Origin of the sequence: Microbispora sp. GKU 823 (assembly GCF_002027145.1) — a bacterium.
GTDB classification, from domain to species: Bacteria; Actinomycetota; Actinomycetes; order Streptosporangiales; family Streptosporangiaceae; genus Microbispora; species Microbispora siamensis.
Genome location: NZ_MWJN01000011.1, coordinates 102,044 through 124,666, shown reverse-complemented (window position 1 = coordinate 124,666; position 22,623 = coordinate 102,044). Strand labels below are relative to the sequence as shown.

Here is a 22,623-nt window from a genome sequence, read left to right as displayed (position 1 = left end):
GTCGAGGGCGTCGGCAGGGGCGGCGGTGGAGGGGGCGCTGCCGCGGCGGGTGCGGCGGCATCCGGTGGGCGCGCGGGCGGACGGCCCGGACGAGGCGACGTTGCTGCGGGTGCTGGAGGGTCTGCGGGCGCTGGACGTGTCGGGTCCGGACCGCTGAGCCGCCCGCCCGAGGACGGGTGGCGGGTCAGGGGACGACGGTGACCGGCCAGCGGCCGGCGCGGACCAGGCGGAGCGCGACCGAGCCGATGAAGCGGTGGCCGGCCTGGGTGGAGGCTCCCACCACGACCGCGTCCGCCCTGATCTCGTCGGCGATCTTGGCGAGGACGCCGGCGGCGTCGCCGTACTCGGTGCGGAAGGTGTAGTCGACACGCGAGTGGGCGGTCTGAGCGAAGCGCTCGATTTGTGCGCGTAGGTCGGCGGCGATCTCCTCCCCCGCTTCGATCACCGAGGCGGACGCGGCCGGCATCATCGTGCTGATCGTTCCGGGATTGGTGACGTAGACGAGGACGACGTGCGAGCCCTGGCGGCGGGCGAGCCCCCAGGCGTACGCGGCGGCGCGCAGGGAGGTCTCCGAGCCGTCGATGCCGACGAGGATCACTCGCGGGCCGTCGGTGCCCAGCTCGAACGTGTTCACGCAAGTCAGCGTACGGCCATCGGCGGGCGTCCGGATACGGGCCCCGGAGCAGGTGGCGGCGTGCGGTCTTCGCGGGGTCGCCGGGGAGGCGGGGCGGGGCCCGGCCGGGGGGGCGCGGATAACCTGTTGCGGAAATGGTCGGGGCCGGTTGGTTAGGGTCTCGGATCGTGGCTGATCAACCTCTGATCTACGCGCGTGGCCTGGTCAAACGCTTCGGGGAGTTCACCGCTGTCGACGGGATCGACCTCGACGTGGCGCCGGGAGAGGCGTTCGGTTTCCTCGGGCCCAACGGGGCCGGCAAGTCCTCGACCATGCGGATGATCGGGTGCGTGTCCACGCCCACGGCCGGGGAGCTGCGGATCCTGGGCATGGACGCGGTGCGCGACGGGCCGAGGATCCGTGCGCGTCTGGGGGTGTGTCCTCAGCTCGACAATCTCGATCCCGACCTGACGGTGCGGGAGAACCTGGTGACCTACGCCCGTTATTTCGGGCTGTCGCGGGCGGAGAGCCGCAGGCGGGCCGACGAGTTGCTGGAGTTCGTGCAGCTCGGCGATCGTGCGGGCGGGAAGGTGGAGCCGCTGTCGGGTGGCATGAAGCGGCGGCTGACGATCGCGCGGGCGATGGTGAACGAGCCTGATCTCGTGCTGCTCGACGAGCCGACGACGGGGCTGGACCCGCAGGCCCGCCACCTGTTGTGGGAGCGGCTGTTCCGGCTCAAGCAGCGGGGCACCACGCTGGTGCTGACGACGCACTACATGGACGAGGCCGAGCAGTTGTGCGACCGGCTGGTCGTGATGGACGGCGGCAGGATCGTGGCGGAGGGGTCGCCGAGGTCGTTGATCGAGACCTATTCGACGGCCGAGGTGGTCGAGTTGCGTTTCCCCGGCATGCCGGAGGCGGGCTCGCGGTACGCGGCGGCGCTGGAGGGGGTGGGCAAGCGGGTGGACCCGCTGCCCGACCGGGTGCTGGTCTACGTGGACGACGGCGACGCCGCGCTGGCCGAGATCCAGCGGCGCGGGCTGGAGCCGTCGAGCGTGCTGGTGCGGCGGTCGACGCTGGAGGATGTGTTCCTCCATCTGACGGGCCGGACGTTGGTGGACTGAGATGGCTGTGACCCACGCGGTGCATCCGACGATCGCGGTGCTGGAGCGGCACCTGACCCTCTACCGGCGGTTGTGGCAGGCGTCGGTGTTCTCCTCGTTCGTGCTGCCGGTGCTGTTCCTGCTGAGCATCGGCATCGGTGTGGGGGGTTACGTCGGCAGGGTGCAGGGGGTCGATTACCTGCCGTGGATCGTGCCGGGCGTGCTCGCGTCGACGGCCTTCCAGATCGCGGTGGGCGAGTCGACCTATTCGGTTCTGGGTGACTTCAAGTGGGTCCGGGCCTATCACGCGATGCGGGCGACGCCGGTGGGGCCGGCGGACATGGTCCGGGGTCATCTGCTCTATCTGGTGATCCGGGTGACGATCGCGGTCGTGGCCTTCCTGGTCGTGGTGGTGTTCTTCGGTGGGCTGCACTCGCCGTGGGCGCTGGTCACTCCGCTGGTGTGCGCGTTGCTGACGGTGTCGGTGGCGGCGCCGGTGGCGGCGTTCGCCGCCACGATCGACCATGACAGTTACTTCTCGCTGCTGTTCCGGTTCGTGGTGATCCCTTCGACGTTGTTCGCGGGGGTGTTCTTCCCGGTCGAGCAGCTCACGGCGGTGTTGCGCCCGCTGGCGTACGCCTCGCCGCTGTGGCATGCGGTGGAGCTGTGCCGGGCGCGACGCTCGGTCGCGCTCCGGCCTGGCCGGTTCCGGTGCATGCCGGATATCTGCTGGTGTGGACGGTGGCGGGTCTTTTCCTCGCGGTGCGGGCGTTCCGCCGGAAGCTGGAGGACTGATGGTGACGACGCTGGTGGCGTCCCGGCTGTCCCCCGGCCGGGTGGGCGCCGTCATCGGCCGCAACGTGGGGGCGCTGCGCTCGGGGCCGTCGTACTGGATCGTCCTTGTGTCGGGCTTCTTCGAGCCGCTGCTGTATCTGCTGTCGATCGGTGTCGGCGTCGGCGCGCTGGTCGGTGCGCTGACGGTGGACGGGCGGACGATGTCGTACGCGTCGTTCGTCGCCCCGGCGATGCTCGCGGTGTCGGCGATGTCGGGGGCGCTGGCCGAGACGACGTTCAACTTCTTCTTCAAGTTGAAATACATGAAGACGTTCGAGGCGGTGCTGGCGACGCCGGTGCGGCCCATCGAGATCGCGGTGGGCGAGCTGGTCTGGTCGATCGTCCGGGGTTCGCTCTACACCGCGATCTTCCTGGTCGTGATGGTGGCGATGGGGCTGGTGGAGCCCGGCTGGGCGCTGGCCGCGTTCCCGGCGACCGTGCTGGTGGGGCTGGCCTTCGGCGGGCTGGGGATGGCCGTCAGCACGCTGATGCGCGGCTGGCAGGACTTCGACCTGATGGGCACCGGGCAGTTCGCGTTGTTCCTGTTCTCCGGGACGTTCTCCCCCGTGCGGGACTATCCGGCCGGGGTCGAGGTGCTGATCCAGCTCACGCCGCTCTACCACGCGGTGGAGCTGGTGCGCGGCCTGTGCATGGGAGTGCTGGGGTGGGGGCTGCTGGGGCACGCGGCCTACCTGGTCGTGCTGGCCGGGGCGGGGATCTGGTTCGCCTCCCGGCGCCTGACCAGGGTCCTGTGTAACTGACAGTGCGGCACCCCCGCTCGCGCCGGCGTCCCGGCGGTCAGCCATGAGACGGGTCGATCTGGACCCGGTCGCTGTCGCCGTCCGACAGGAACGACGCCAGCGACCGCCCCTCATCGGCCACGGCGGCGCGGTCGGACCGGGAGAGGCGGCGCAGCGGGGTGACGGTCACGGTGCCGGCCGTGACGGTCCAGGTCGCGGCGACCCGCCCGTCCACCAGGACGACGCGGGCGCCGGCGACCGACAGGCCGCGGTGGGCGTCGTCGACGATGCGGCTGCGGTCGTGGTAGCCGAGAAGGGCGTTGTCGAACGCCGGCAGGAACCTCACGGGCGCGGGGGTGTCCGGGTCGGGACGCGGCGCGCCGGGCAGGTCCAGCAGTAGCCGCCCTCGTTCGTCGCGGAAGGCGATGAGTTCTCCGCGTACGGCTTCGACCGCGGCGGGCAGCCCGGCCAGCCCGCACCAGGCGCGCAGGTCGGCGGACGCGGCGGGCCCGTAGGCGGCCAGGTAGCGGCGCACCAGAGCCTGGCCGGCCTGGTCGGAGCCGTCCGGAGGGAGCGGGGTGACGTCGCGTCCCAGCCACGTGGCGAGGGGAACGTTGCGTACCCCTGCTTTGGCACGCCACAGTCCGCGCGGGGGCAGCTGGGCCATCGGGATGAGCGCGGCGACGAGCAGCTCACCCAGCGCCCGGCGTGGCGGCGCGGGCCAGCGGTCGGTGAGCGCGTCGACGAGTTCGGCCATCGTGCGGGGCCGGCCGTCGGCCATGACCTCCCTGCCGGCCGCCGCCACCTCGTCGGGATCGAGTCCGGCGAGTTCGCGGCGGTAGGTGGTCAGCACCCGCTGGCGCAGCATGGTGTCGTGCCGGGCGCGCCAGGCCAGTGCGTCGCCGGCGGTGACGAGGTGGACGGTCCGGCGCATCAGGTGGGTGCGCACCAGGTGCCGTCCGGTCAGCAGGCCGTCCAAGGTCGCGGGGTGGAAGGCGCGCACCCGCGACCACAGCCCGGCGAACGGCTCCTGCGGTTCCTGTGCCTGCATGCCGCACAGGTGCGCGACGACGTCGAGGACCGGTGTGTCGGTGCGGTCGAGCAGGAACTGCCGGGCGAGCGTGGCGCGGTTGAGGGCGCGGCTGTCGAGGACCGTCATGGTGTCAGGCCGCGGCCCGGTCGCCTGCCGGGCGCCTGCGCAGCGCCGGGTGGGTGACGGGCGGCGGGTCGTAGGAGATGTCGAGGGGGCCGACGTCGGTCCCGGGCGGGACGATTTCGTCGATCTTGTCGAGGATGTCGTCACCAAGTGTGACGGCGGCGCCCGCCAGCAGGTCCTCGAGCTGCTCCATGGTGCGGGGGCCGATGATGGCCGCGCTGATGTCGGGGTGGGTGGTGACGAAGGCCATCGCCATGTGGGCCAGGGACATGCCGGCTTCTTCGGCCAGGGTGATGAGCTGTTCGACGGCGTCGAGCTTGCGCTCGTCGGTCAGGTGCTTGGGCACCCAGTGCATCCTGGCGTTGTCCTCCCGGGGGGCGCCCTTGCGGTAGCGGCCGCTCAGCAGGCCCGACGACAGCGGGCCCCACACGAGCACGCCCAGGCCGTAGCGCCGGCAGACGGGCAGGACCTCTCGTTCGATCCCCCGGCCGAACATCATGGTGCCCAGGCAGTAGGCACTGACCTCGATGCCGGTTCGCCCCAGCTCGCGCATTCTCACAGTGGTCCGATTCCTCTTCGATTCAGGGGAGGAGAGGGGTGCGGCAGACGGGCGGATGCCCCGCCGCACCCCTCCGTGGGGGTCAGCCGTTTGTGCTCAGCCGTTGTGCTCAGCCGTTGTACGGTGCCGCGACGTCCAGGACCCAGACGACGCCGAAGCGGTCCTTGAGCATGCCGTAGAGCGGCGCCCACTGCGCGGGGCCCAGCGGCTGCACGATGGTCGCGCCGACGGCCAGCTTGCCCCAGAGGGCGGTGATCTCGTCGGTGTCGTCGCCGCGTACGGAGACGAAGACGGCGTTCTCGCCCGGGTTCCACGGCGTGTGGGAGGGCACGTCGTAGGCCATGACGTGGAAGCCGTTGCCCGCGAGGACCTGCCCCCACATCACCCAGTCCGCCTCGTCCGGGTTCTGCACGTTGCCCGCGTCCTTGTAGGTCACGGCGACGACGTCTCCGCCGAAGACGGAGTGATAGAAGTCGAGCGCTGCGCGGGCGTCGCCGCGGAAGTTCAGGTGGGTCGTGGTGGTGACGGACATGATGGCTCCCAGCATTTCGGTCATTCGGAAAAGCGCCGGTCGGGCTCGGGTCAGAAGCGGCCGGGCGCGCGCCGCTGGCGATCCCCGCTGTCGTCACCACCCCCGGAGTAGCGGACGGGCGCTCTCTGCCCGGGCGGATGGCGACCTGCGGTGATCGTGCTTCTGTTCGACCTCGGTCGGCGTCGATGACTTCACATTTCCATGCGTAGAGGACAGGGTGTGTCCTCTACCGGGGCAGGATGAGATTCATGCCGAAGACGTCCGCGCGACTGCTCGCGCTTCTCTCGCTGCTGCAGACCCGTCGTAACTGGTCGGGCGAGGACCTGGCCGCGCGGCTGCAGATCAGTGCGCGCACGGTCCGCCGTGACGTGGACCGTCTCCGCGAGCTCGGTTACCCGATCACGACCTTCAAGGGGCCCGACGGCGGGTATCGGCTCGACGCCGGTTCGCAGCTGCCTCCGCTGCTGTTCGACGACGACCAGGCCGTCGCCCTCGCCGTTGCCCTCCAGACAGCCGCCGCGACCGGCGCCGGCATCGAGGAGGCCGCCGCCCGTGCGCTCAACACCGTCCGGCAGGTCATGCCCGCACGGCTGCGCCGCCGGATCGACACCCTCCAGGTCACCGCCGTCGAGCGGCCCGCGACGCGGCCGGAGGCACAGGTCGACAGCGGCGTGCTCATGGCGCTCAGCGCGGCCGTCCACGCCGGTGAGGTGCTGCGCTTCGACTACGCGGCCGCATCTCCGCCGGGGGCGGACGACGACGGTGTGCTGACGCCGCCGCGCCGGGTGGAGCCTCATCATCTGGTCACCTGGGGCGGGCGCTGGTATCTCGTCGCCTGGGACCTCGACCGCGAGGATTGGCGTACCTTCCGCGCCGATCGGATCACCCCGCGCTCCCCCACGGGGCCGCGTTTCATCCCGCGCGAGCTGCCCGGAGGTGACGTAGCCGCCTTCGTGACCGGCAGGTTCCGGGGCTTCGACGGCTCCGGCGACTGGCCCTGCCGCGGTGAGGTGATCCTCGGGCTGCCCGCCGCCGCCGTGTCCCGTTACACGCGCGACGGAGTGGTCGAGGAGCTCGGCCCGGACCGCTGCCGGCTCGTCCTGGGCTCGTGGTCATGGGTCGGCCTGGCCGCCGCCGTCGGCAGGTTCGACGCCGACATCGAGGTCGTCGGCCCGGCCGAGCTCAGGGAGGCTTTCGCGCATCTGGCCCGCCGCTACGCCAGGGCCGCGAGCGACGCTCGCCTCAACTCCGGGCGGGAGTAGTTGAGGTACAGGACATCCGGGTGAAACTGATCTCGGTTAGTCAGGGAGCTCGAACGGCAGCTCGACGCACTCAATGCCGCGAGCTACCGGCAGATCTTCGCGGACAAGAAGTCCGGCAAGAACGCGCTACGGCCGCCTGCGCCGGCGCACCTACGAGACTGTCAGGGCAGGGGTGCGACCTCGACGCCCGGGGCCACGATGCGCAGGTCGACCAGGCGGTCGCTCACAACCGGCCAGCCATAGTGGACCCCGCACGGCGACGTGCGCGAGCGTCGCATCAGCCGCGCCGAGGTCGGCAAGCGCAACGATCCGGAGCGGTGGCGTCGGCTGGACGAGGCCGCGGCCGCCGCTATCGCTGCGGGGGCCAGGAGCGAGGGGTGTCGGAGCGAATAGGGGCACCGGGCGCTGGATTGGTGCCTTTGTCTCATAACGGGTAAGCGGAGGTGCCGCCGCCGAGAACCCGGCCGTCGAGCACTTTTTCATTTCGGCGCGAGCGCTGTCCAGGATTCCATTGATAGATCTTCTGCCGGGTGTCATATTCGCCATGCAGGCCGCTACGCGAGTGCCGTGGGAGCAACATGTCGTGGACTCCATGGACGGAAATCGACGGACTCTGGCAAAGTGCTCCGGCGGCCGCGCGGGAGCGCACGGCGGTCGTCCATCTGTTCGCCAAAGAGCACGAACCCGGACAGAACTGGTGGCACAGGGAGTTTCCCTGGGACGACAGCCGATGGGAGAACATCGGCCAGCCGTACGCGGTTTCCACATATGGTCAGGGTGCCGCGGCGGCCTGGGGCGAGCAGTTGATGCTGTTCGTCAACGGCGGATCGAGACTGCAATACGTGTACCGGGACGGCGGCTGGCACGGCTGGCAGGATCTAGGCCGACCGGCCGAGGCCTGGCTCGCCTCCTCACCGGCCGCGTGCTCCTGGGAGGGGCGCTACGACGTTGTCGCCGTGGGTTCCGACCTCGCGATGTATCACCGGACGTATGCCAACGGATGGTCCGATTGGGAGAACCTCGGCGGGCACTTCCGGAGGGCCACGCCGGCGATCGCGTCGTGGGGACCCGGCCGCCTGGACGTATTCGCGGTGGGCGACGATCGCGGTATTCACCACAAGTGGCGTGACGGCGGCGGCTGGTCCGGCTGGGAGTTCATCGGCGGCATCACCGACCTGGGATTGGCCGCCTGCTCCTGGGGACCCGGGCGTATCGACGTGTTCCACACCGGTACTGATCAAGCTGTCTATCACAAATGGTTCGAGAACGGCTGGTCCGGCTGGGAGAACCTCGGCGGGATCACCTTCCAGGGACCGACCTGTGTTGCTCCGTTCTCGCAGGGACTGCAGGTGTTTCACCTGGGCCGGGAGAGCACCATCTGGCGTCGGTCTTTCCCTTTCTAGAGCCCTCACTCACGATCGAGGTCCTCACGAGGAAGGCGTCGGCCTGGCCCACCCTGTTGGCTTGAACGCGGCCACGGTGATGGCGGTACGGCCGGGGCAGGCGCGGGCCGCGTTCCGGGGATGACCGCCACGGCTACTCGCTCCGGGACTTCGTGGGCGCCTCGCCGGGAATGGCCGCGCTCGCCTGGATGCCGTCCAGGAGCCACTGGAGGCCGAGGGCGAAGCTGGTGTCCCAGTCACCGTCCACGACCAGGGGACCATGGGCGGCGAGGACGGGATACCGGTCGCTCTCGGCGCGGAACCGCTCACGGGCGGTCTGTCCTGTGGCCTGCTCTCCCCCGGCCGTCCAGGTCGCCTGCATGAGCGCGGACCCGATGACGTAGTTGGACAGCCCGTACGCCGCGGCGGTCAGGTGGGGTTCGGCGACCCCGGCGTTCACGAGGGTGGCGTACAGGAACTCGCTGCGGGCGAGCACATTGGGGCCGAGCATCGGGCGGCCCAGCAGCGCCGCCGACCAGGGGTGGTCCAGGAGGACGGCGCGCCACCGGGTGATCAGTGCGGTGACGGCGGCGCGCCAGTCGCGGCCGTCGTCCGCGGGGATCTCGACCGCCGCGAAGATCGCGTCGAGGGCGAGGTCGAGGACGTCGTCCTTGGTCTTCAGGTGCCAGTACAAGGTGGTCGAGCCGGTGCCGAGGCGCTCGGCGAGCCGGCGCATGGTCAGCCGGTCGGCGCCCTCCTCGTCCAGGAGTGCGACGGCCTCCTCGACGATCCGGTCCCGGCTGAGCGGGGGTGCCTCGCGCGCCGCCCGCGCGGGCGGCCGCAGCCACACGTCCCCGGCCGATCCCGAACCTTTCCCCGCCACTTCGCTCCTCCTCCTCGCTCCGAGGCGAGTCTAGTATGGTGATCGGGCACCAGATCATTGATCCGGTGACTGGAACGTCGGTCCGGATGGTGGGGAGGAACGACGGTGGCGGGACATGTGGAGGTGGACCGGCTCACCTACGTGCTGCCGGACGGGCGGCTGCTCCTGCACGAGGTGTCGTTCCGCGTCGGCGAGGGCGTCAAGGCCGGGCTGGTGGGGCCGAACGGCGCGGGCAAGACCACGCTGCTGCGGCTGATCGCCGGAGATCTGCGCCCGGACGACGGCCGGGTCGGCCACTCGGGCGGGCTGGGGGTGATGCGGCAGTTCATCGGTGGCGTCCGCGACGACCGGACCCTGCACGACCTGCTGTTGTCCGTGGCTCCGGAGCGGGTCAGAACCGCCGCGGTGGCCCTTCGGCGGGCGGAGTCGGCGCTGGCGGAGCGTGACGACGAGGCGGCGCAACTGGCCTACGCGCAGGCGATCGGCGACTACGCCGACGCCGGCGGCTACGACATGGAGGTGGTGTGGGACACCTGCGCGACGGCGGCGCTGGGCCTGCCTTACGACGCGGTCCGGCGGCGGCCGGTGAGCACCCTGTCGGGCGGGGAGCAGAAGCGGGTCGTGCTGGAGGCGCTGCTGCGCGGCCCCGACCAGGTGCTGCTGCTGGACGAGCCGGACAACTACCTGGACGTGCCCGCCAAGCAATGGCTGGAAGGGCGGCTGCGTGCCACGTCGAAGACGGTGCTGCTGGTCTCCCACGACCGGCGGTTGCTTGCCGAGGTCGCGGACCGCATCGTCACGGTGGAGTCGCGCGGCGTGTGGGTGCACGGCGGGGGTTTCGCCACCTACGCCCAGGGCCGCCGTGACCGCATCGACCGGCTGGAGGAGCGGCGCCGCCGCTGGGACGAGGAGCACGCCAAGCTCAGGCGCCTGGTGCAGACCCTCCGGCAGACGGCGGCCAACAACGACGCGCTGTCGTCCGCCTACCGGGCCGCCCGCACCCGGCTGGAACGGTTCGAGGAGGCGGGGCCGCCCGAGCGCCCGCCCAGGCGGCAGAACGTGCGGATACGGTTGCGCGGCGGCCGGACCGGCAAACGCGCCGTGGTCTGCGAGGGCCTGGAGCTCACCGGGCTGATGCGGCCGTTCGACGTGGAGATCTGGTACGGCGAGCGCGTGGGCGTCCTCGGGTCGAACGGCTCGGGCAAGTCGCACTTCCTGCGGCTGCTGGCCGAGGCCGCCGACAGTGCGGTCCCCAGAGGCGCGGCTCCCCCGGTGCGCCACAGCGGTTCCGTACGGCTGGGCGCGCGGGTGGTGCCCGGCCACTTCGTGCAGACCCATGCCCGGCCCGAGCTGCACGGACGCACCCCCGCCGAGCTGGTGACGTCCGGGTATGCGCTCACGCTGAACGACGCGATGGCCGCGCTGGCCCGCTACGAGCTCGCGCCGGCCGCCGGGCAGCCGTTCGAGACCCTGTCCGGCGGGCAGCAGGCGCGGTTGCAGATCCTGCTGCTGGAGCTGTCGGGGGCGACCCTGCTGCTGCTCGACGAACCGACCGACAATCTCGACCTGGCCAGTGCCGAGGCCCTGCAACAGGGGCTGGCGTCCTTCTCCGGCACGGTCCTGGCCGTCACGCACGACCGCTGGTTCGCCGCCGACTTCGACCGCTTCCTCGTCTTCGGCGCCGACGGGACGGTGTACGAGAGCGCCGAGCCGGTGTGGGACGAGGCCCGGGTCAGGCGTGGACACTGACGCCGTGCCGTCAGGACGGGCAGGCGCGTGCGCTGCCGGCCGGGCACACCGCCCGCGGCGGGCCGGGCGCGGGAACCGCGGGCCAGGGCCTGCTCGTTCCGCGGCCGCGTCAGGAGACGCAGACGCAGAACTCGTTGCCTTCGGGATCGCGCCAGACCTGCCAGAGGTTCTCGTGCATCTCCCCTACCGGTGTGGCTCCGAGCGCGGCGGCGCGGGCGACGGCGCCGGCGAAGTCGTCGGCGACCAGATCCAGGTGGATGCGGTTCTTCACGGTCTTGGGTTCGGGGACCCGTTGCAGGGCCAGATCGGGGCCGAGACTGATCCAGTCGTCCTCGCGGCGGGTGATGTCCCGCTCCAGCAGCCGGCTCCAGAACCCGGCGAGCCCGTCGAGGTCGTTGGCGTCGATGACCACGCCACCCAGGCGAATGCTCATTCTTCCCCCTCGGCGTACCGATTGATCGTGGCTGGACCCGTTGTCCAGGCCGGTACGGATCTCGACCATGGCAGAAGGAGGATCTTCCGAGGAAGAGGCACGGATCGCATACATGAACCCGGTTGTCATACGCCGTCTCGGCGGCGAGGACTGGCCTACCTGGCGCCGTCTGCGGCTGGCGGCACTCGCCGACGCGCCCGGCGTCTTCCACGGCGACCTGGAGGAGGAACGGGCCTACGACGAGGCGCGGTGGCGCGCATGGACCGAGGAACGGCGTCAAGGTGGCCGCGTTCGACGCGGACGTGCCGGTGGGTGTGGCCGCGGGGCGTGTCCCGGCGGACCGGGCCGGGGCCGTCGAGCTCTTCGGCATGTGGGTGCGTCCCGAGGTCAGAGGCGGGCGGAACGGGCGAATACGAACTCCATCCGCGCGACCCGGGCCTGCGCAAGTACGTCATGGTCAAGGGCGTCGGCGAACGCTGACGCCTGTTTCCCCCGGTGGCTCGCACGGGTGATGCCGTCGATGCCGGGCAGTGCGCCGTCCGGGCATGGGGCTGTGGGCGTACGTCTCCGGGCCGATGCCGCCTCTGCGGCGGCCGGTTAGTCTCGCGGCATGGACCCCGTAACGGCCACCCCGTCGCCTGCGCGCGCCGCTCGCCGCGGCGTTGTTCGCGAGAGGGCACACCGGCGATGACGAGAACGAAGGCCGCGGCCTGGGCGGGGGGTGTCGCCTACCTCCTCATGGTGGGCCTGCTGGTTGGGGGGCGCGACGGGGGTGCCGGGCACGGTCCAGGCGGCCGGTTCCCTGCTCGCCGTGAGCCTGCTCGCCGGTGTGGTGCGGCGGAAGCCGCTGCTGGCACTGGCGATGGCGCTGTTCGGATCCACTGCCGTGGTGGCGGGCAGTCGGGGCTCCGTCCATGAGAGCCTGGCGGCGTCGTATCAGGGCCGGTTCCTGTCGTATCTGGCGGTGGACCTCGTCCTGGGCTTCGTCGTCGCCACCTGCGCACGCCGGGCTTCGATCGTTGCTGTGGTCGTGTCTTCCACCGTGCAACTCCTGGTGATCGGCGGCGTCTCAGGCGGGACGACCTGACCGTCAACGGGGTGATCGCGCTCCTGGCGATGGCCGCATCGTGCATGGCCGGTCTGCTGATTCGCGAGCGCCGCGAGCACGCGGCGGCGCTGCGTGCGCAGGAGGTGGCCGAGGCCGTGACCGCGGAACGGCTGCGGATCGCACGGGAGCTGCACGACATGGTCGCGCACAGCATCGGCGTCATCACCATCCAGGCCGGTGTGGGGAGCCGGGTCATCCAGACCCAGCCGGCGGAGGCCGGCGAGGCGCTGCGCGCCATCGAGGCCACCAGCAGGCAGACCCTGTCGAGCCTTCGGCGCACGCTTGTGGCGCCCCGTCAGGCCGGCGGGGGCGCGATCGGCTCGGAGCGGTCGCCGCTCGCACCCTCGCCGGGCCTGGCGGATGTCGAACAACTGGCGGCGGTGACCGCGGACGCGGGGGTGCGGGTCGACGTGCGCCGCAGTGGGGAGCAGCGTCCTTTGCCTGCGGACATCGATCTGGCCGCCTACCGCATCGTGCAGGAGGCGCTGACCAACGTGGTCCGCCACGCGGGCACCGGCCACTGCCGGGTGGCCATCGACTTCGGGGACGAGGAGCTGTCCGTGGAGGTCGTCGACGACGGGTGCGGCGCAATCGGAAACGGATCGGCGCACGGCTTCGGCATCGTCGGCATGCGGGAGCGGGCCGGCCTGCTCAACGGCCACCTCAGCGCCGGGCCGCGCCCCGAGGGCGGCTTCCGGGTGGCGGCCCGGCTGCCGCTGCCCGAACCCGCCCCAGTCGCGGTGGAGGCCCCATGACCGTGCGGATCCTGCTCGCCGACGACCAGCCGCTGGTGCGGTCCGGGCTGCGCGTGCTCATCGCCGACCACCCCGACCTGGAGGTCGTCGGTGAGGCCGCCACCGGCGCCGAAGCAGTGCGGCTGGTCGGCGACCTCGGCCCCGACGTCGTGGTGATGGACATCAGGATGCCCGGCATGGACGGCATCGAGGCCACCCGCCGGATCACGGCCGGCCCGGCGACGACCCGCGTCCTCGTCCTGACCACATTCGACGAGGACGACCACGTGTACGGCGCGCTCCGGGCCGGCGCGAGCGGCTTCGTGGTCAAGGACATGGCGCTGGACGACATCCTCGCGGCGATCCGCGTGGTCGCCGCCGGCGACGCGCTGATCGCGCCGAGCGTGACGCGCCGTCTGATCGCGGACTTCGTCCGGCGCCCCGGAGCCGCCCCGGGGCGCTCCCCACGGCCCATCGAGGGCATCACCGAGCGGGAACGCGAAGTGCTGACCCTGGTCGGGCGCGGCCGGTCGAACACGGAGATCGCGGAGGACCTCTTCATCACGGTGGCCACCGCAAAGTCGCACGTGTCACGGCTGCTCACCAAGCTGGGCGCCCGCGACCGGGTCCAGCTCGTGATCACGGCCTATGAGATGGGGCTCGTGACGCTGCCGCGCTGACGGCGTCCCCGGGCTCATGGCGGAGTCCGGACGCGGGTGTTCCTCAATCCCCGTCCTCGCCGGGGCCGGGTGGCGGTGCGGAGGCGGTCATCCGCTCGATGATCTTCTTCAGTGCGCTGTGCAGGTGGCGCCGCTCCTCGTCGGTGAGGGTGGCGGTGGCGTGCTCGGCCAGCAGGCGCCTGGCCTCGGCGATCGGTTGTTCCGCGGCGCGGGCCTTCGGGGTCAGGTGGAGCCGGACGAGCCTGCCGTCCGCCGGGTCTCGGCGCCGTACGAGCAGTCCGGCCGCCTCCATGCGGGTGGCGGTGTTGACGACGGTCGGGGTGGTGACCTGCAGGCGGGCCGCCAGCTCCCCCGGCGTCAGCCCGTCGGTCTCCCACAGGACCTCCAGCACGAGGTTCTGTCCCACGCGCACGCCGTGGCGGCTCATGGCCTCGTCCGCCGCCGCACGTAACAGCTTCTGCGCCCGTGTGAGCAGCCTCAGCACTTCGGTCACCTGGCCATCCTACGATTCGTTTGCCTGCTAGCGATCTCGCCGTTACGCTGATCATTAGCTTGCTATCGATTGGGAGGGATCCGGATGATCCTCGTGACGGGCGGCCGCGGCTTCATCGGCGCGCACACCGTGCGGGCCCTGCTCGACCTCGGCGAACGCTGCGTGCTCGGCCAGCGGGCGGCGGGACCGCCGCCGGCCCTGGTGAGCGAGCGGGAGGTGCGGGACGGGCGGGCCGTGGTGGAGCCGATGGACTGCACCGATCCCGGCAGCGTCCTGGCGGTCGGCAGACGTCACCGCGTCACCGGCATCGTGCACCTGGCCGCGGCGGGAATGGGCGCGTCGGCGCCGCTGGACGAGCTGTCGGCGAACACGGCCGGGCTGTTCACCGTGCTGCGCGCCGCGCGGGAGTGGGGCGTCGGCCGCGTCGTCGTCGCGAGCACGATCGGCGTGTACGCGGGGGTCGCGGGCCCCGCCCTCCGCGAGGACACCCCGTTGCCGGTCGCGAGCCCGCACCCGATCCCGGCCGCCAAGAAGATCGCCGAAGTCGTCGCCGACGTCGCCGCGTCATCCGGGCTGGACGTGGTCGCCGCCCGGATCGGGGCGATCTGGGGCCCGCTGGGCAGGCCGTCCTCGCCGTTCTTCGCCGCGCCCCGGCTCGTCCACGCCGCCGCGCGCCACGCGGCGGCCGACGGCGGCGCGAGCGTCTCCGCCGTCTCCCCCGCCGCCCCCGGCGAGGGCGGCACCCCAGGCGAGGCGGCGCCCTCCTACGCGGGGACGCGATCGACATGTGCTACGCGCGCGACTGCGGGCGGGCGCTCGCGCTCCTGCAGACGACCGCGGCGCTACGCCACCGCACCTACAACATCGGCGGCGGGCGGGCCGTCGCCAACCAGGAGGTCGCCGCCGCCATCGGCAGGGCCGTGCCGGGGGCGGCACCCGTACTGCTTCCTGGGCGCTCCCCGGGAGCGCCCGCCGTGGACGCCTGTCTCGACATCTCCCGGCTGCACGAGGACACCGGCTACGCCCCCGGCTACGACCTCGACCGGGCCGTGGCCGACTACGTCGGCTGGCTGCGGGCAGGCAACCCCCGCTGATCGCCACGCGCGCGGGATAATGCCGGGCATGTACGGGGAGAGGGCGTCGCGTGTGCCGGACGCGATGCTGTGGTGGAGCACCTCCCCCGGCTCCGGAGCGCCGAGCGGCGCGTGCTGCCGGACGGGTGCATGGACGTGATCTGGGCGGACGGCGTGCTGCTGGTGGCGGGGCCGGACACCGCCGCGCACGTGGTGACCGACCGGCCCGGCGCCCGCTACGTGGGGCTGCGCTTCGGCCCGGGCACCGGCCCGGTGGTCTTCGGGGTCCCGGCCCACGAGCTGCGCGACCGGCGGGTGCCGCTGGCCGACCTGTGGCAGGGCGCCGAGGCACGGCGGCTGACCGAGCGGGCGGGCGAGGCCGCCGACTCGGGCCCTTGCCTGGGCGCGGTGCTTGAGGAGGAAGCGGCGCGCCGGCTGGGCGCTGCACCCCGCCCTGTGGACGCCGCCCTCGTCGGCGCCGTCGTGGAGGGCGTGCGTGCGGGACTGCCGGTGGCGCGGATCGCCGCCGGCGCGGGGATCGGCGAGCGGCGGCTGCACCGGCGGTGCCTGGAGGCGTTCGGGTACGGGCCGCGGACGCTCGGCCGCATCCTGCGGATGAACCGGGCGGTGGACCTGGCCCGCGGAGGCACGCCGTTCGCCACGGTGGCCGCCGTGGCCGGGTACGCCGACCAGGCCCACCTGTCTCGTGAGGTGAGGTCGCTGACCGGCGTGACCCTCGGCGTGCTGATCGGCTGACGCCGTCAGCCGGCGGGCAGGGCGGCGAACAGGTCCACGCCGTTGCCGTCCGGGTCGTGCACCGTCGCGTAGCGCTGCCCCCAGAACGCGTCCCACGGCGGCAGGTGTCCCTCGTATCCGGCCTTGACCAGGTCCTCGTACAGGCGGTCGACCTCCTCCGGGCTGTCGCAGCGGAAGGCGAGCCCCATGCGCGGCCCGCCGTACGCGGGAGACCAGGAAGGGTCGAACGAACGGACGGTCGCGACGGTGTCCCAGGCGAGGCGCAGCCCGCCGGGAAGGGTCACCTCGACGTGGGGCTCGGTGTCGGCGGAGGGCGGGATGTCCAGCCCGAGCCGCCGGTAGAAGGACAGGGAGGCGGCCATGTCGGTCACGACCAGGCCGATGAGATCGAACGCAGGTGCCATGACGGCCACGGTAGGAGGCGGCCGGGTCCGCCGTCTTGAACGTATCGGACACTCAGTGCAGTCGTGGCCGTCAGCGTCCCCCCGCCGGGGTGGTCGTGGCGACGGCGCGTCGCCAGGCGGTACCGCGCAGGAGGCGCAGACCGTTGAGGCCGACGATGACGGTGGAGCCTTCGTGCCCGGCGACGCCGAGCGGCAGTGGCAGGTCCCCGAGCAGGTCCCAGGCCACCAGTACGGCGATGAACGTGGCGGCGATGGCGAGGTTGGCGACGACCAGGCGGCGGGCGCGGCGGGCCAGGGCGACCACCGCGGGGATGGTGGCCAGCTCGTCGCGGGTGATGACGGCGTCGGCGGCTTCCAGGGTCAGGTCGGCGCCGGTGTGGCCCATCGCGATGCCGGTATGTGCGACGGCCAGGGCGGGGGCGTCGTTGACGCCGTCGCCGACAAGCGCCACCTGTGCCCCCTGCTGTTGCAGGTCGCGTACGGCGTCTACCTTGTGCCCGGGCAGCAGGCCGGCGCGGACGTCGGTTATGCCGGTCTGTGCGGCCAGGTGGGCGGCGGCGCGAGGGTTGTCCCCGGTCAGCAGCACCGGCGGCGCCGGGATGAGGGCGCGAAGGCGGGCCACGGCGTCGGGTGCGTCGGGCCGGATGCGGTCGGCCAGGGCCAGCACCGCGGCCGGGCGGCCGTCCAGCAGCATCACCACGGCGGTGTGCCCGCCGTCTTCGAGCTCGGCCACCAGGACGCGGGCCGGGCCGGCCTCGGCGTCCCCCTCGGGGAGCAGGTGGGCGGGGCTGCCGATCTCGACCAGACGGTCGGCGACGTGGGCGCGCACGCCCCGTCCGGGCACCGCGGTGAAGCCGGTGGCCGGGGGAAAGTGCAGGCCTTCGCCGCGGGCCGCGGCGGCGACGGCACGGCCCAGCGGGTGTTCCGAGCCGTCCTCGGCCGCGGCCGCGAGCGTGAGCAGCTCACGGTCGCTGAGGCCGCTGCCGGGCAGAGCGCGGATGTGGGTCAGGTGCGGGCGGCCCTCGGTGAGCGTACCGGTCTTGTCGAAGGCCACCTGGGTGACGTCGGCGAGCTGTTCCATCACCACCGCCGACTTGACCAGCACACCGTGGCGGCCGGCGGTGGCGATGGCGGCCAGCAGCGGCGGCATGGTCGCCAGCACCACCGCGCACGGCGAGGCGACGATCATGAACGTCATCGCGCGGAGCAGACTGGCCTGCAGGTCCTGACCCAGCGCGAGGGGGATCGCGAACAGCGCGAGGGTGGCGGCGACCATGACCACCGAGTAGCGCTGCTCGACCTTCTCGATGAACAGCTGCGTGCGGGCCTTGGTGGCGCTGGCCTGCTCGACCATGGCCACGATCCGGGCGATCACCGTCTCGCCGGCCGGGCGGCCCACCCGCACCCGCAGCATCCCGGCGCCGTTGACGGTGCCGGCGAACACCTCGTCGCCGGTCTGCTTGTCCACCGGGATGCTCTCGCCGGTGATGGTCGCCTGGTCGACGTCGCCGGCCCCGTCGACCACCAGACCGTCGGCGCCGATGCGCTCCCCGGGCCGGACCACGATGACGTCGCCGACGGCCAGATCGGCGGTCTCGACGATTTCCTCCTGTCCCGCAGGATCCAGCCGGGTCGCCTTGTCGGGGGCGAGGGTCAGCAGGGTGCGTACCGAGTCGGCGGTGCGCTTGGTCGCCACGGCCTCCAGCGCACCGGAGGTGGCGAAGATGACGATCAGCAGCGCGCCGTCGAAGACCTGTCCGATCGCGGCGGCGCCGATCGCCGCGGCGACCATCAGCAGGTCGACATCCAGCGTCCGCTCACGCAACGCCCGCAGCCCGGCCAGGCCCGGCTCCCACCCACCGGCGGCATAGCAGGCCAGATACAGCCCCCACCACAGCCAGGAGGGCGCTCCGGCCAGCTGGCAGACGCCGCCGGCGGCGAACAGAACGGTCGCCGCGATGGCCCAGCGCACCTCGGGCAGTGATCCGGCCCCGGACTGCCACCAGGCCCTTGGGCGGCCGGGTGCGGCGTCGGCCCGGGGAGCGGGGCGCGTGGTCAGGTCTGTCGTCACCCTGCCAGCTTATATGCGCAGTCATGCAGGTACGCAAATAGCAGGGTTCGGGGCTATGCTGGCGGCATGCACACCTCGCTGCCCGACTTCGAGATGCCGAACGAGGAACAGGTGCACCTGGCCGCCGAGTCGTTCCGGCTGCTGTCCGATCCCACGCGCATCAAGATCTTGTGGGCGCTGCTGCAGGGCGAGTCGTCGGTGGCCTGCCTGGCCGAACTCGCCGGCGCCGCCCCGACCGCGGTCAGCCAGCACCTGGCCAAGCTGCGCCTGGCCGGACTGGTCAAAGGCCGGCGCGAGGGAACCTTCGTCTACTACAGCGCCGCCGACGAGCACGTGCGCCGCCTGCTGGCCGAAGGCCTGTTCCACGCCGACCACATCGACCGCGGCGAAGACCACGACCACGAGCCGTCGTCCGCCACTGCGGCACGGCCTGCCCGCGCCGCCTCCTGACACACCCGCCGCCGAAACCGCTCCTCCCAGTCAGCGGACCAGGGCCTCGGACGAGGCATGGGCGTAGTGCCAGGGGCCGCTGACCGGCAGCTCTGACCGGAGGCTGGAGTCAGACCGAGAAGGGCGTGACGGCCGTGACGGCGGTCACCGGGATCGGCCCGTAGATGTGGGGGAACGCCTCGTCCGCCCCCTCCGGCACCTCCAGCCTGACCGGGCAGCCGAGCCGCTTCTCGTCGATCTGCAGCAACACCAGGGGCTCGGTGACGTGTCCGTAGTAGCGGCCCGCCACGCCGCGCGCCTGGGCCGGGTTCGCCGAGGCGTGGATGTAGCCCTCCTCCTCCAGGGTCCGGCCGAGGGTCGAGACGCGGTACTCGCCCGCCATGACGGCCGCGTCCCAGTCGGCGGCCAGCGCGAGATGGAAGATCATGGGCCGACCCTAGCGGGAGGTCCGAGCGCGGCCAGCGCGCGGGCCACCGCCTCCCGGGCCCGCTGCCTGCCGTCGGGGCGGGCCTCGACGACCTCTTCCACCCACAGTCCCGACAGCAGACCGGCGACCAGGCGGACCTCCCCCGGCCCGCAGGGGTAGCCCGCGCCGTCCAGCACCGCGGCGACGATGCCGTCGCAGCCGTCGGTCCAGGCGCGGGCGATGGCCTGCAGCGCCGGGTCGCGGCCCGCCTGCAGGTACAGCTCCCACAGGCCGAGCTGGCGCAGCCGGTCCGAGGCGTACACGCCGGTGAGCGTCTCGGCGACCTCCGGCGGCGTACGGCCCGCGAGGTCGTCCACCGCCGCCCGCATGCGGGCGAGTTCGCGCTCGACGAGCAGGGCGAACGCCTCGGCCAGCAACTGGTCGCGGCTGGTGAAGTAGTAGGAGGTGGCGGCGAGGGGCAGACCCGCCCGGCGGGCGACGGCGCGGTGCGTCACGGCGGCGAAGCCGCCGTCGCCCAGCAGGTCGACGGCCGCGTCCAGCAGCGCCTCCCTGCGGCGTACGGCTCGCTCCTGCGGGCGCCGCGGCTGGGGTGAGGCGGCCCGCACGGTGACCCCGCGTGCGGGGGCCGCCGCCGGGACGGGTGTGGGCCGGTCCTGATCGGGCACGCCGTGATCCTCCCCTGGATCGTCGGGGCTCCGCCGTCGGCCGCGGAGCCGTCCGGATCACTGATGAGTCGTCTGACAAATCATGCCCTGCGGTGGCCGGCCCAGGCGCCGCCTCACCGTGAGCCGAGCGCGTGCCCGGTCGTCGCGTCGACGTGGTCGGGGACCTCGGCGTGGCGGTCGCCGACCGTCGATGTCCCGGTGGGCTCGAACATGAGGATCGCGGCTCCGGTGGGAGCGGACGGCTTGTGCTCCGTGCCGCGGGGGACGGTGAACACCGCGCCCCGGGGGAGCCGGACCGTGCGCTCCCCGCCGGGCTCGCGCAAGGAGATGCGCAGCTCCCCTTCGAGCACCAGAAAGAACTCGTCGGTGTCGTCGTGGACGTGCCAGATGTGCTCGCCCTCGACCTTGGCGACGCGTACATCGTAGTCGTTGACGCGGGTGACGATGCGCGGGCTCCACAGGGCGTCGAAGGAGGCCAGGGCCTCGCCGAGGGCGATGGGTTCGTTGCTCACGAGGCAATCCTGGCCGGTCCGGCACGATCGGCGTGAGTGCTAGGAATAGCACATGGCGCAAGGATCCTCGCACGTCGCCCGTACGGCGGGCCTGCACCGGGTCGTCGTGATCGTCGACGCGAACTCCAACCCCTTCGAGCTGGGCTGCGCGACCGAGATCTTCGGCCTGCGCCGGCCCGAGCTGGGGCGTGATCTCTACGACTTCCGCCTGTGCTCCCCCGAACCGCGCACGCCGATGCGGGACGGGTTCTTCACGCTCGCGGGTGTCGCGGGCCTGGAGGCGGCCGAATCGGCGGACACGTTGATCGTCCCCAACCGTCCCGACGTCGAGGTGCCCCGCCGCCCCGCCGTGCTCGATGCCGTCCGGCGGGCGCATGCGCGCGGCGCGCGCCTGGTCGGCTTCTGCAGCGGCGCGTTCACCCTGGCCGAGGCCGGGGTTCTCGACGGGCGCCGGGCCACCGCCCACTGGCAGTGGGCCGATTCCTTCCGGGCCCGCTTCCCCTCCGTCCGCCTTGAGACGGACGTGCTGTTCGTGGACGACGGTGACATCCTCACCTCCGCGGGGAGCGCCGCCGCGCTCGATCTCGGCCTGTACATCGTCCGCCGCGACCACGGCACGGAGGTCGCCAACTCCGTGAGCCGGCGGCTCGTCTTCGCGGCGCACCGCGACGGCGGGCAGCGGCAGTTCGTGGAGCGGCCTGTGCCCGATGTGCCGGACGAGTCCCTGGCGCCCGTCCTCGCCTGGGTGCAGGAGCGGCTGGACGCGCCGCTCACGGTGTCCGACCTCGCGGCGCGCGCCTCGGTCAGTCCGGCGACGCTGCATCGCCGCTTCCGTGCGCAGCTGGGCACCACGCCGCTGGCGTGGCTCACGGGGGAACGGCTCGCCTTGGCGTGCCGGCTGATCGAGCGGGGCGAGTCGCGCTTCGAGATGGTCGCGCGGCACAGCGGGCTGGGCACCGCCGCCAACCTGCGGGCGCTGATGCGTCGCAGGATCGGGCTCACTCCGATGGAGTACCGGCATCGATTCGGCCCGGGCACAGCCTCCTGAGGGCTGCGCCCGGTCGAACGATCGGGGGCGACCGATCAGTGCGCGCCGGAGAGATTGAGCACCGCGACCCCGGCGATGATCAGCGCGATGCCGGCGGCCTTGACGAGGTTCATGTGCTCCCCGAGGAAAAACGCGCCGATCAGCGCGATCGCGGCGGTCCCGGTGCCCGCCCACACCGCGTACGCGATGCCGACGGGCATGCGGAGCTTCAGCGCCCAGGCCAGCAGGATGAACGAGGCGATGTACCCGGCGGCGACCACGATGGTCCAGCCCCAGCGGGTCAGGCCGTCGCTGAGTTTGAGCGCGGAGGTGGCCAGGACCTCCGAGGCGATCGCGGCGACGAGCAGGAGCCAGGCCATGGGAACCTCTTCGGTAAAAACTGAACGCTTGTCCCAATTTTACGCGGCACGGCTCCGCAAAGCCATGGGCGGGACGACCAGGTGCTCCAGGTGTGTGAACCGATCGTGCGCCGACGACGCGAGCGGCGCGGGTCAGCGGATGACGGCGCGGGCGAGCAGGCGCCGCAGGACGTCCTGCTCCTCGGAGGCCAGGGGGGCCAGCGGGGAGTCCTCGGAGAGCAGGCCGAGGAGGCGTTCGCGGAGCTCGGTGCCCTCGGGGGTGAGGACGAGCTGCTTGGCGCGGCGGTTGCCGGGGTGCGGGTGGCGTTCGAGATAGCCCTGCTCTTCGAGGCGGTCGGCGACGAAGGTGGCGTTGGAGGGCTCGCAGCTCATCCGCTCGGCGAGCTCGCGCAGGGTCATGGGGCGGGTCAGCTCGCGCAACGCGGCACCCTGCGAGGCGGTCAGGCCGAGGGTGGCCGCGCGAACCCGCAGGTGGGCCTCGATCTGCTTGGCGAGACCGTTGATCAGCCCGCACAGCTCTCGATCGGTCTGGGCTCGGGTCTCGCGCTCGGTGGTCACGGCAGGAGTCTACTGCAACTCGAATGATTGCAATTAGAA

27 protein-coding genes and 1 pseudogene are annotated in these 22,623 nt (G+C 72.3%); 13 read left to right on the top strand and 15 right to left on the bottom strand.

Annotation, left to right across the window (positions count from 1 at the left end; translation table 11 throughout):
• Positions 1–184: 184 nt before the first annotated feature.
• Positions 185–634, bottom strand: a complete 450-nt coding sequence (locus B1L11_RS09090) for a universal stress protein (RefSeq protein WP_079314069.1) — start codon at positions 632–634, stop codon at positions 185–187.
• 167 nt (positions 635–801) lie between these two features.
• Here B1L11_RS09090 and B1L11_RS09085 point away from each other — a divergent pair, with 167 nt between their 5' ends.
• Together B1L11_RS09085 and B1L11_RS54625 are read left to right on the top strand one after the other, a co-directional pair.
• Positions 802–1,737, top strand: coding sequence for an ABC transporter ATP-binding protein (locus B1L11_RS09085; protein WP_218670985.1), 936 nt, complete (start codon positions 802–804; stop codon positions 1,735–1,737).
• A 1-nt stretch (position 1,738) separates the two neighbouring features.
• A pseudogene (locus B1L11_RS54625) lies at positions 1,739–2,329 on the top strand (ABC transporter permease); the annotation flags it as partial.
• Here B1L11_RS54625 and B1L11_RS50135 read toward each other — a convergent pair.
• Positions 2,248–2,433 carry a hypothetical protein gene (locus B1L11_RS50135; protein WP_256862353.1) on the bottom strand — a complete coding sequence of 62 codons (186 nt, stop codon included), beginning with the start codon at positions 2,431–2,433 and terminating at the stop codon, positions 2,248–2,250. The pseudogene B1L11_RS54625 and the gene B1L11_RS50135 overlap by 82 nt on opposite strands.
• Positions 2,434–2,510: 77 nt before the next feature.
• On the opposite strand from B1L11_RS50135, the gene B1L11_RS09075 reads away from it, so the two are divergent.
• Positions 2,511–3,311 carry an ABC transporter permease gene (locus B1L11_RS09075; RefSeq protein ID WP_079314067.1) on the top strand — a complete coding sequence of 267 codons (801 nt, stop codon included), beginning with the start codon at positions 2,511–2,513 and terminating at the stop codon, positions 3,309–3,311.
• Positions 3,312–3,348: 37 nt separating this feature from the next.
• Here B1L11_RS09075 and B1L11_RS09070 read toward each other — a convergent pair whose 3' ends face one another.
• From B1L11_RS09070 to B1L11_RS09060, 3 genes are all read right to left on the bottom strand, one after another.
• Positions 3,349–4,449 carry a winged helix DNA-binding domain-containing protein gene (locus tag B1L11_RS09070; RefSeq protein ID WP_079314066.1) on the bottom strand — a complete coding sequence of 367 codons (1,101 nt, stop codon included), beginning with the start codon at positions 4,447–4,449 and terminating at the stop codon, positions 3,349–3,351.
• Between the two features lie 4 nt (positions 4,450–4,453).
• Positions 4,454–4,999, bottom strand: a complete 546-nt coding sequence (locus B1L11_RS09065; protein ID WP_079314065.1) for an aldo/keto reductase — start codon at positions 4,997–4,999, stop codon at positions 4,454–4,456.
• 115 nt (positions 5,000–5,114) lie between these two features.
• Positions 5,115–5,537 carry a VOC family protein gene (locus tag B1L11_RS09060; RefSeq protein ID WP_079314076.1) on the bottom strand — a complete coding sequence of 141 codons (423 nt, stop codon included), beginning with the start codon at positions 5,535–5,537 and terminating at the stop codon, positions 5,115–5,117.
• A 248-nt stretch (positions 5,538–5,785) separates the two neighbouring features.
• Here B1L11_RS09060 and B1L11_RS09055 point away from each other — a divergent pair, with 248 nt between their 5' ends.
• Positions 5,786–6,799, top strand: a complete 1,014-nt coding sequence (locus tag B1L11_RS09055; RefSeq protein WP_079314064.1) for a YafY family protein — start codon at positions 5,786–5,788, stop codon at positions 6,797–6,799.
• A 578-nt stretch (positions 6,800–7,377) separates the two neighbouring features.
• Positions 7,378–8,202, top strand: a complete 825-nt coding sequence (locus B1L11_RS09045; RefSeq protein ID WP_143737138.1) for a hypothetical protein — start codon at positions 7,378–7,380, stop codon at positions 8,200–8,202.
• A gap of 133 nt (positions 8,203–8,335) precedes the next feature.
• Here the strand turns inward: B1L11_RS09045 and B1L11_RS09040 are convergent, their stop codons facing one another.
• Positions 8,336–9,064 (bottom strand): TetR/AcrR family transcriptional regulator, encoded by a 729-nt coding sequence (locus tag B1L11_RS09040; protein WP_079314062.1) that lies wholly within the window; start codon positions 9,062–9,064, stop codon positions 8,336–8,338.
• Positions 9,065–9,169: 105 nt separating this feature from the next.
• On the opposite strand from B1L11_RS09040, the gene B1L11_RS09035 reads away from it, so the two are divergent.
• Positions 9,170–10,813, top strand: coding sequence for an ABC-F family ATP-binding cassette domain-containing protein (locus B1L11_RS09035; RefSeq protein WP_079314061.1), 1,644 nt, complete (start codon positions 9,170–9,172; stop codon positions 10,811–10,813).
• Positions 10,814–10,922: 109 nt separating this feature from the next.
• Here B1L11_RS09035 and B1L11_RS09030 read toward each other — a convergent pair whose 3' ends face one another.
• A complete protein-coding gene (locus B1L11_RS09030) occupies positions 10,923–11,246 on the bottom strand; it encodes a VOC family protein (RefSeq protein WP_079314060.1) in 324 nt (107 codons plus the stop codon).
• 811 nt (positions 11,247–12,057) lie between these two features.
• Here B1L11_RS09030 and B1L11_RS09025 point away from each other — a divergent pair.
• Genes B1L11_RS09025 through B1L11_RS09015 form a run of 3 tightly spaced genes read left to right on the top strand, consistent with a single transcriptional unit; the run spans position 12,058 to position 13,768 of the window.
• A complete protein-coding gene (locus B1L11_RS09025) occupies positions 12,058–12,333 on the top strand; it encodes a hypothetical protein (RefSeq protein ID WP_143737137.1) in 276 nt (91 codons plus the stop codon).
• 11 nt (positions 12,334–12,344) lie between these two features.
• Positions 12,345–13,109: a sensor histidine kinase gene (locus B1L11_RS09020; RefSeq protein WP_079314058.1), complete on the top strand. Its 765-nt coding sequence runs from the start codon at positions 12,345–12,347 to the stop codon at positions 13,107–13,109.
• Positions 13,106–13,768: a response regulator transcription factor gene (locus tag B1L11_RS09015; RefSeq protein ID WP_079314057.1), complete on the top strand. Its 663-nt coding sequence runs from the start codon at positions 13,106–13,108 to the stop codon at positions 13,766–13,768. Before B1L11_RS09020 ends, B1L11_RS09015 begins: the two co-directional genes overlap by 4 nt.
• A gap of 43 nt (positions 13,769–13,811) precedes the next feature.
• Here the strand turns inward: B1L11_RS09015 and B1L11_RS09010 are convergent, their stop codons facing one another.
• Positions 13,812–14,261 carry a MarR family winged helix-turn-helix transcriptional regulator gene (locus B1L11_RS09010; protein ID WP_079314056.1) on the bottom strand — a complete coding sequence of 150 codons (450 nt, stop codon included), beginning with the start codon at positions 14,259–14,261 and terminating at the stop codon, positions 13,812–13,814.
• 84 nt (positions 14,262–14,345) lie between these two features.
• Between B1L11_RS09010 and B1L11_RS09005 the strand changes: the two genes are divergently transcribed.
• Both B1L11_RS09005 and B1L11_RS09000 read left to right on the top strand, forming a co-directional pair.
• Entirely contained in the window at positions 14,346–15,494 is a 1,149-nt protein-coding gene (locus B1L11_RS09005) for an NAD(P)-dependent oxidoreductase (RefSeq protein ID WP_218670984.1), read from the top strand.
• Positions 15,485–16,090, top strand: coding sequence for a helix-turn-helix transcriptional regulator (locus tag B1L11_RS09000; RefSeq protein WP_218670983.1), 606 nt, complete (start codon positions 15,485–15,487; stop codon positions 16,088–16,090). Before B1L11_RS09005 ends, B1L11_RS09000 begins: the two co-directional genes overlap by 10 nt.
• 5 nt (positions 16,091–16,095) lie before the next feature.
• On the opposite strand, the gene B1L11_RS08995 is transcribed toward B1L11_RS09000, so the two are convergent.
• Both B1L11_RS08995 and B1L11_RS08990 read right to left on the bottom strand, forming a co-directional pair.
• On the bottom strand, positions 16,096–16,494 hold the full coding sequence (locus tag B1L11_RS08995) for a VOC family protein (RefSeq protein ID WP_079314075.1): 399 nt from the start codon (positions 16,492–16,494) through the stop codon (positions 16,096–16,098).
• Between the two features lie 70 nt (positions 16,495–16,564).
• Positions 16,565–18,565 carry a heavy metal translocating P-type ATPase gene (locus B1L11_RS08990; RefSeq protein WP_079314055.1) on the bottom strand — a complete coding sequence of 667 codons (2,001 nt, stop codon included), beginning with the start codon at positions 18,563–18,565 and terminating at the stop codon, positions 16,565–16,567.
• Positions 18,566–18,631: 66 nt separating this feature from the next.
• Between B1L11_RS08990 and B1L11_RS08985 the strand changes: the two genes are divergently transcribed.
• Positions 18,632–19,015 carry a metalloregulator ArsR/SmtB family transcription factor gene (locus B1L11_RS08985; protein ID WP_079314054.1) on the top strand — a complete coding sequence of 128 codons (384 nt, stop codon included), beginning with the start codon at positions 18,632–18,634 and terminating at the stop codon, positions 19,013–19,015.
• A 109-nt stretch (positions 19,016–19,124) separates the two neighbouring features.
• Here the strand turns inward: B1L11_RS08985 and B1L11_RS08980 are convergent, their stop codons facing one another.
• From B1L11_RS08980 to B1L11_RS08970, 3 genes are all read right to left on the bottom strand, one after another.
• Positions 19,125–19,442: a DUF952 domain-containing protein gene (locus B1L11_RS08980; protein WP_079314053.1), complete on the bottom strand. Its 318-nt coding sequence runs from the start codon at positions 19,440–19,442 to the stop codon at positions 19,125–19,127.
• Entirely contained in the window at positions 19,439–20,107 is a 669-nt protein-coding gene (locus tag B1L11_RS46620; protein WP_179155043.1) for a TetR/AcrR family transcriptional regulator, read from the bottom strand. Before B1L11_RS46620 ends, B1L11_RS08980 begins: the two co-directional genes overlap by 4 nt.
• Before the next feature lie 113 nt (positions 20,108–20,220).
• On the bottom strand, positions 20,221–20,619 hold the full coding sequence (locus B1L11_RS08970; RefSeq protein WP_079314052.1) for a cupin domain-containing protein: 399 nt from the start codon (positions 20,617–20,619) through the stop codon (positions 20,221–20,223).
• Positions 20,620–20,671: 52 nt separating this feature from the next.
• Between B1L11_RS08970 and B1L11_RS08965 the strand changes: the two genes are divergently transcribed.
• Positions 20,672–21,667, top strand: coding sequence for a GlxA family transcriptional regulator (locus tag B1L11_RS08965; RefSeq protein WP_079314051.1), 996 nt, complete (start codon positions 20,672–20,674; stop codon positions 21,665–21,667).
• 35 nt (positions 21,668–21,702) lie between these two features.
• Here the strand turns inward: B1L11_RS08965 and B1L11_RS08960 are convergent, their stop codons facing one another.
• Both B1L11_RS08960 and B1L11_RS08955 read right to left on the bottom strand, forming a co-directional pair.
• Positions 21,703–22,026: a multidrug efflux SMR transporter gene (locus B1L11_RS08960; RefSeq protein ID WP_079314050.1), complete on the bottom strand. Its 324-nt coding sequence runs from the start codon at positions 22,024–22,026 to the stop codon at positions 21,703–21,705.
• Positions 22,027–22,158: 132 nt separating this feature from the next.
• The gene (locus B1L11_RS08955) at positions 22,159–22,584 is read right to left on the bottom strand and encodes a MarR family winged helix-turn-helix transcriptional regulator (RefSeq protein WP_079314049.1); all 426 of its coding nucleotides are present in this window, start codon (positions 22,582–22,584) and stop codon (positions 22,159–22,161) included.
• Positions 22,585–22,623: the final 39 nt, after the last annotated feature.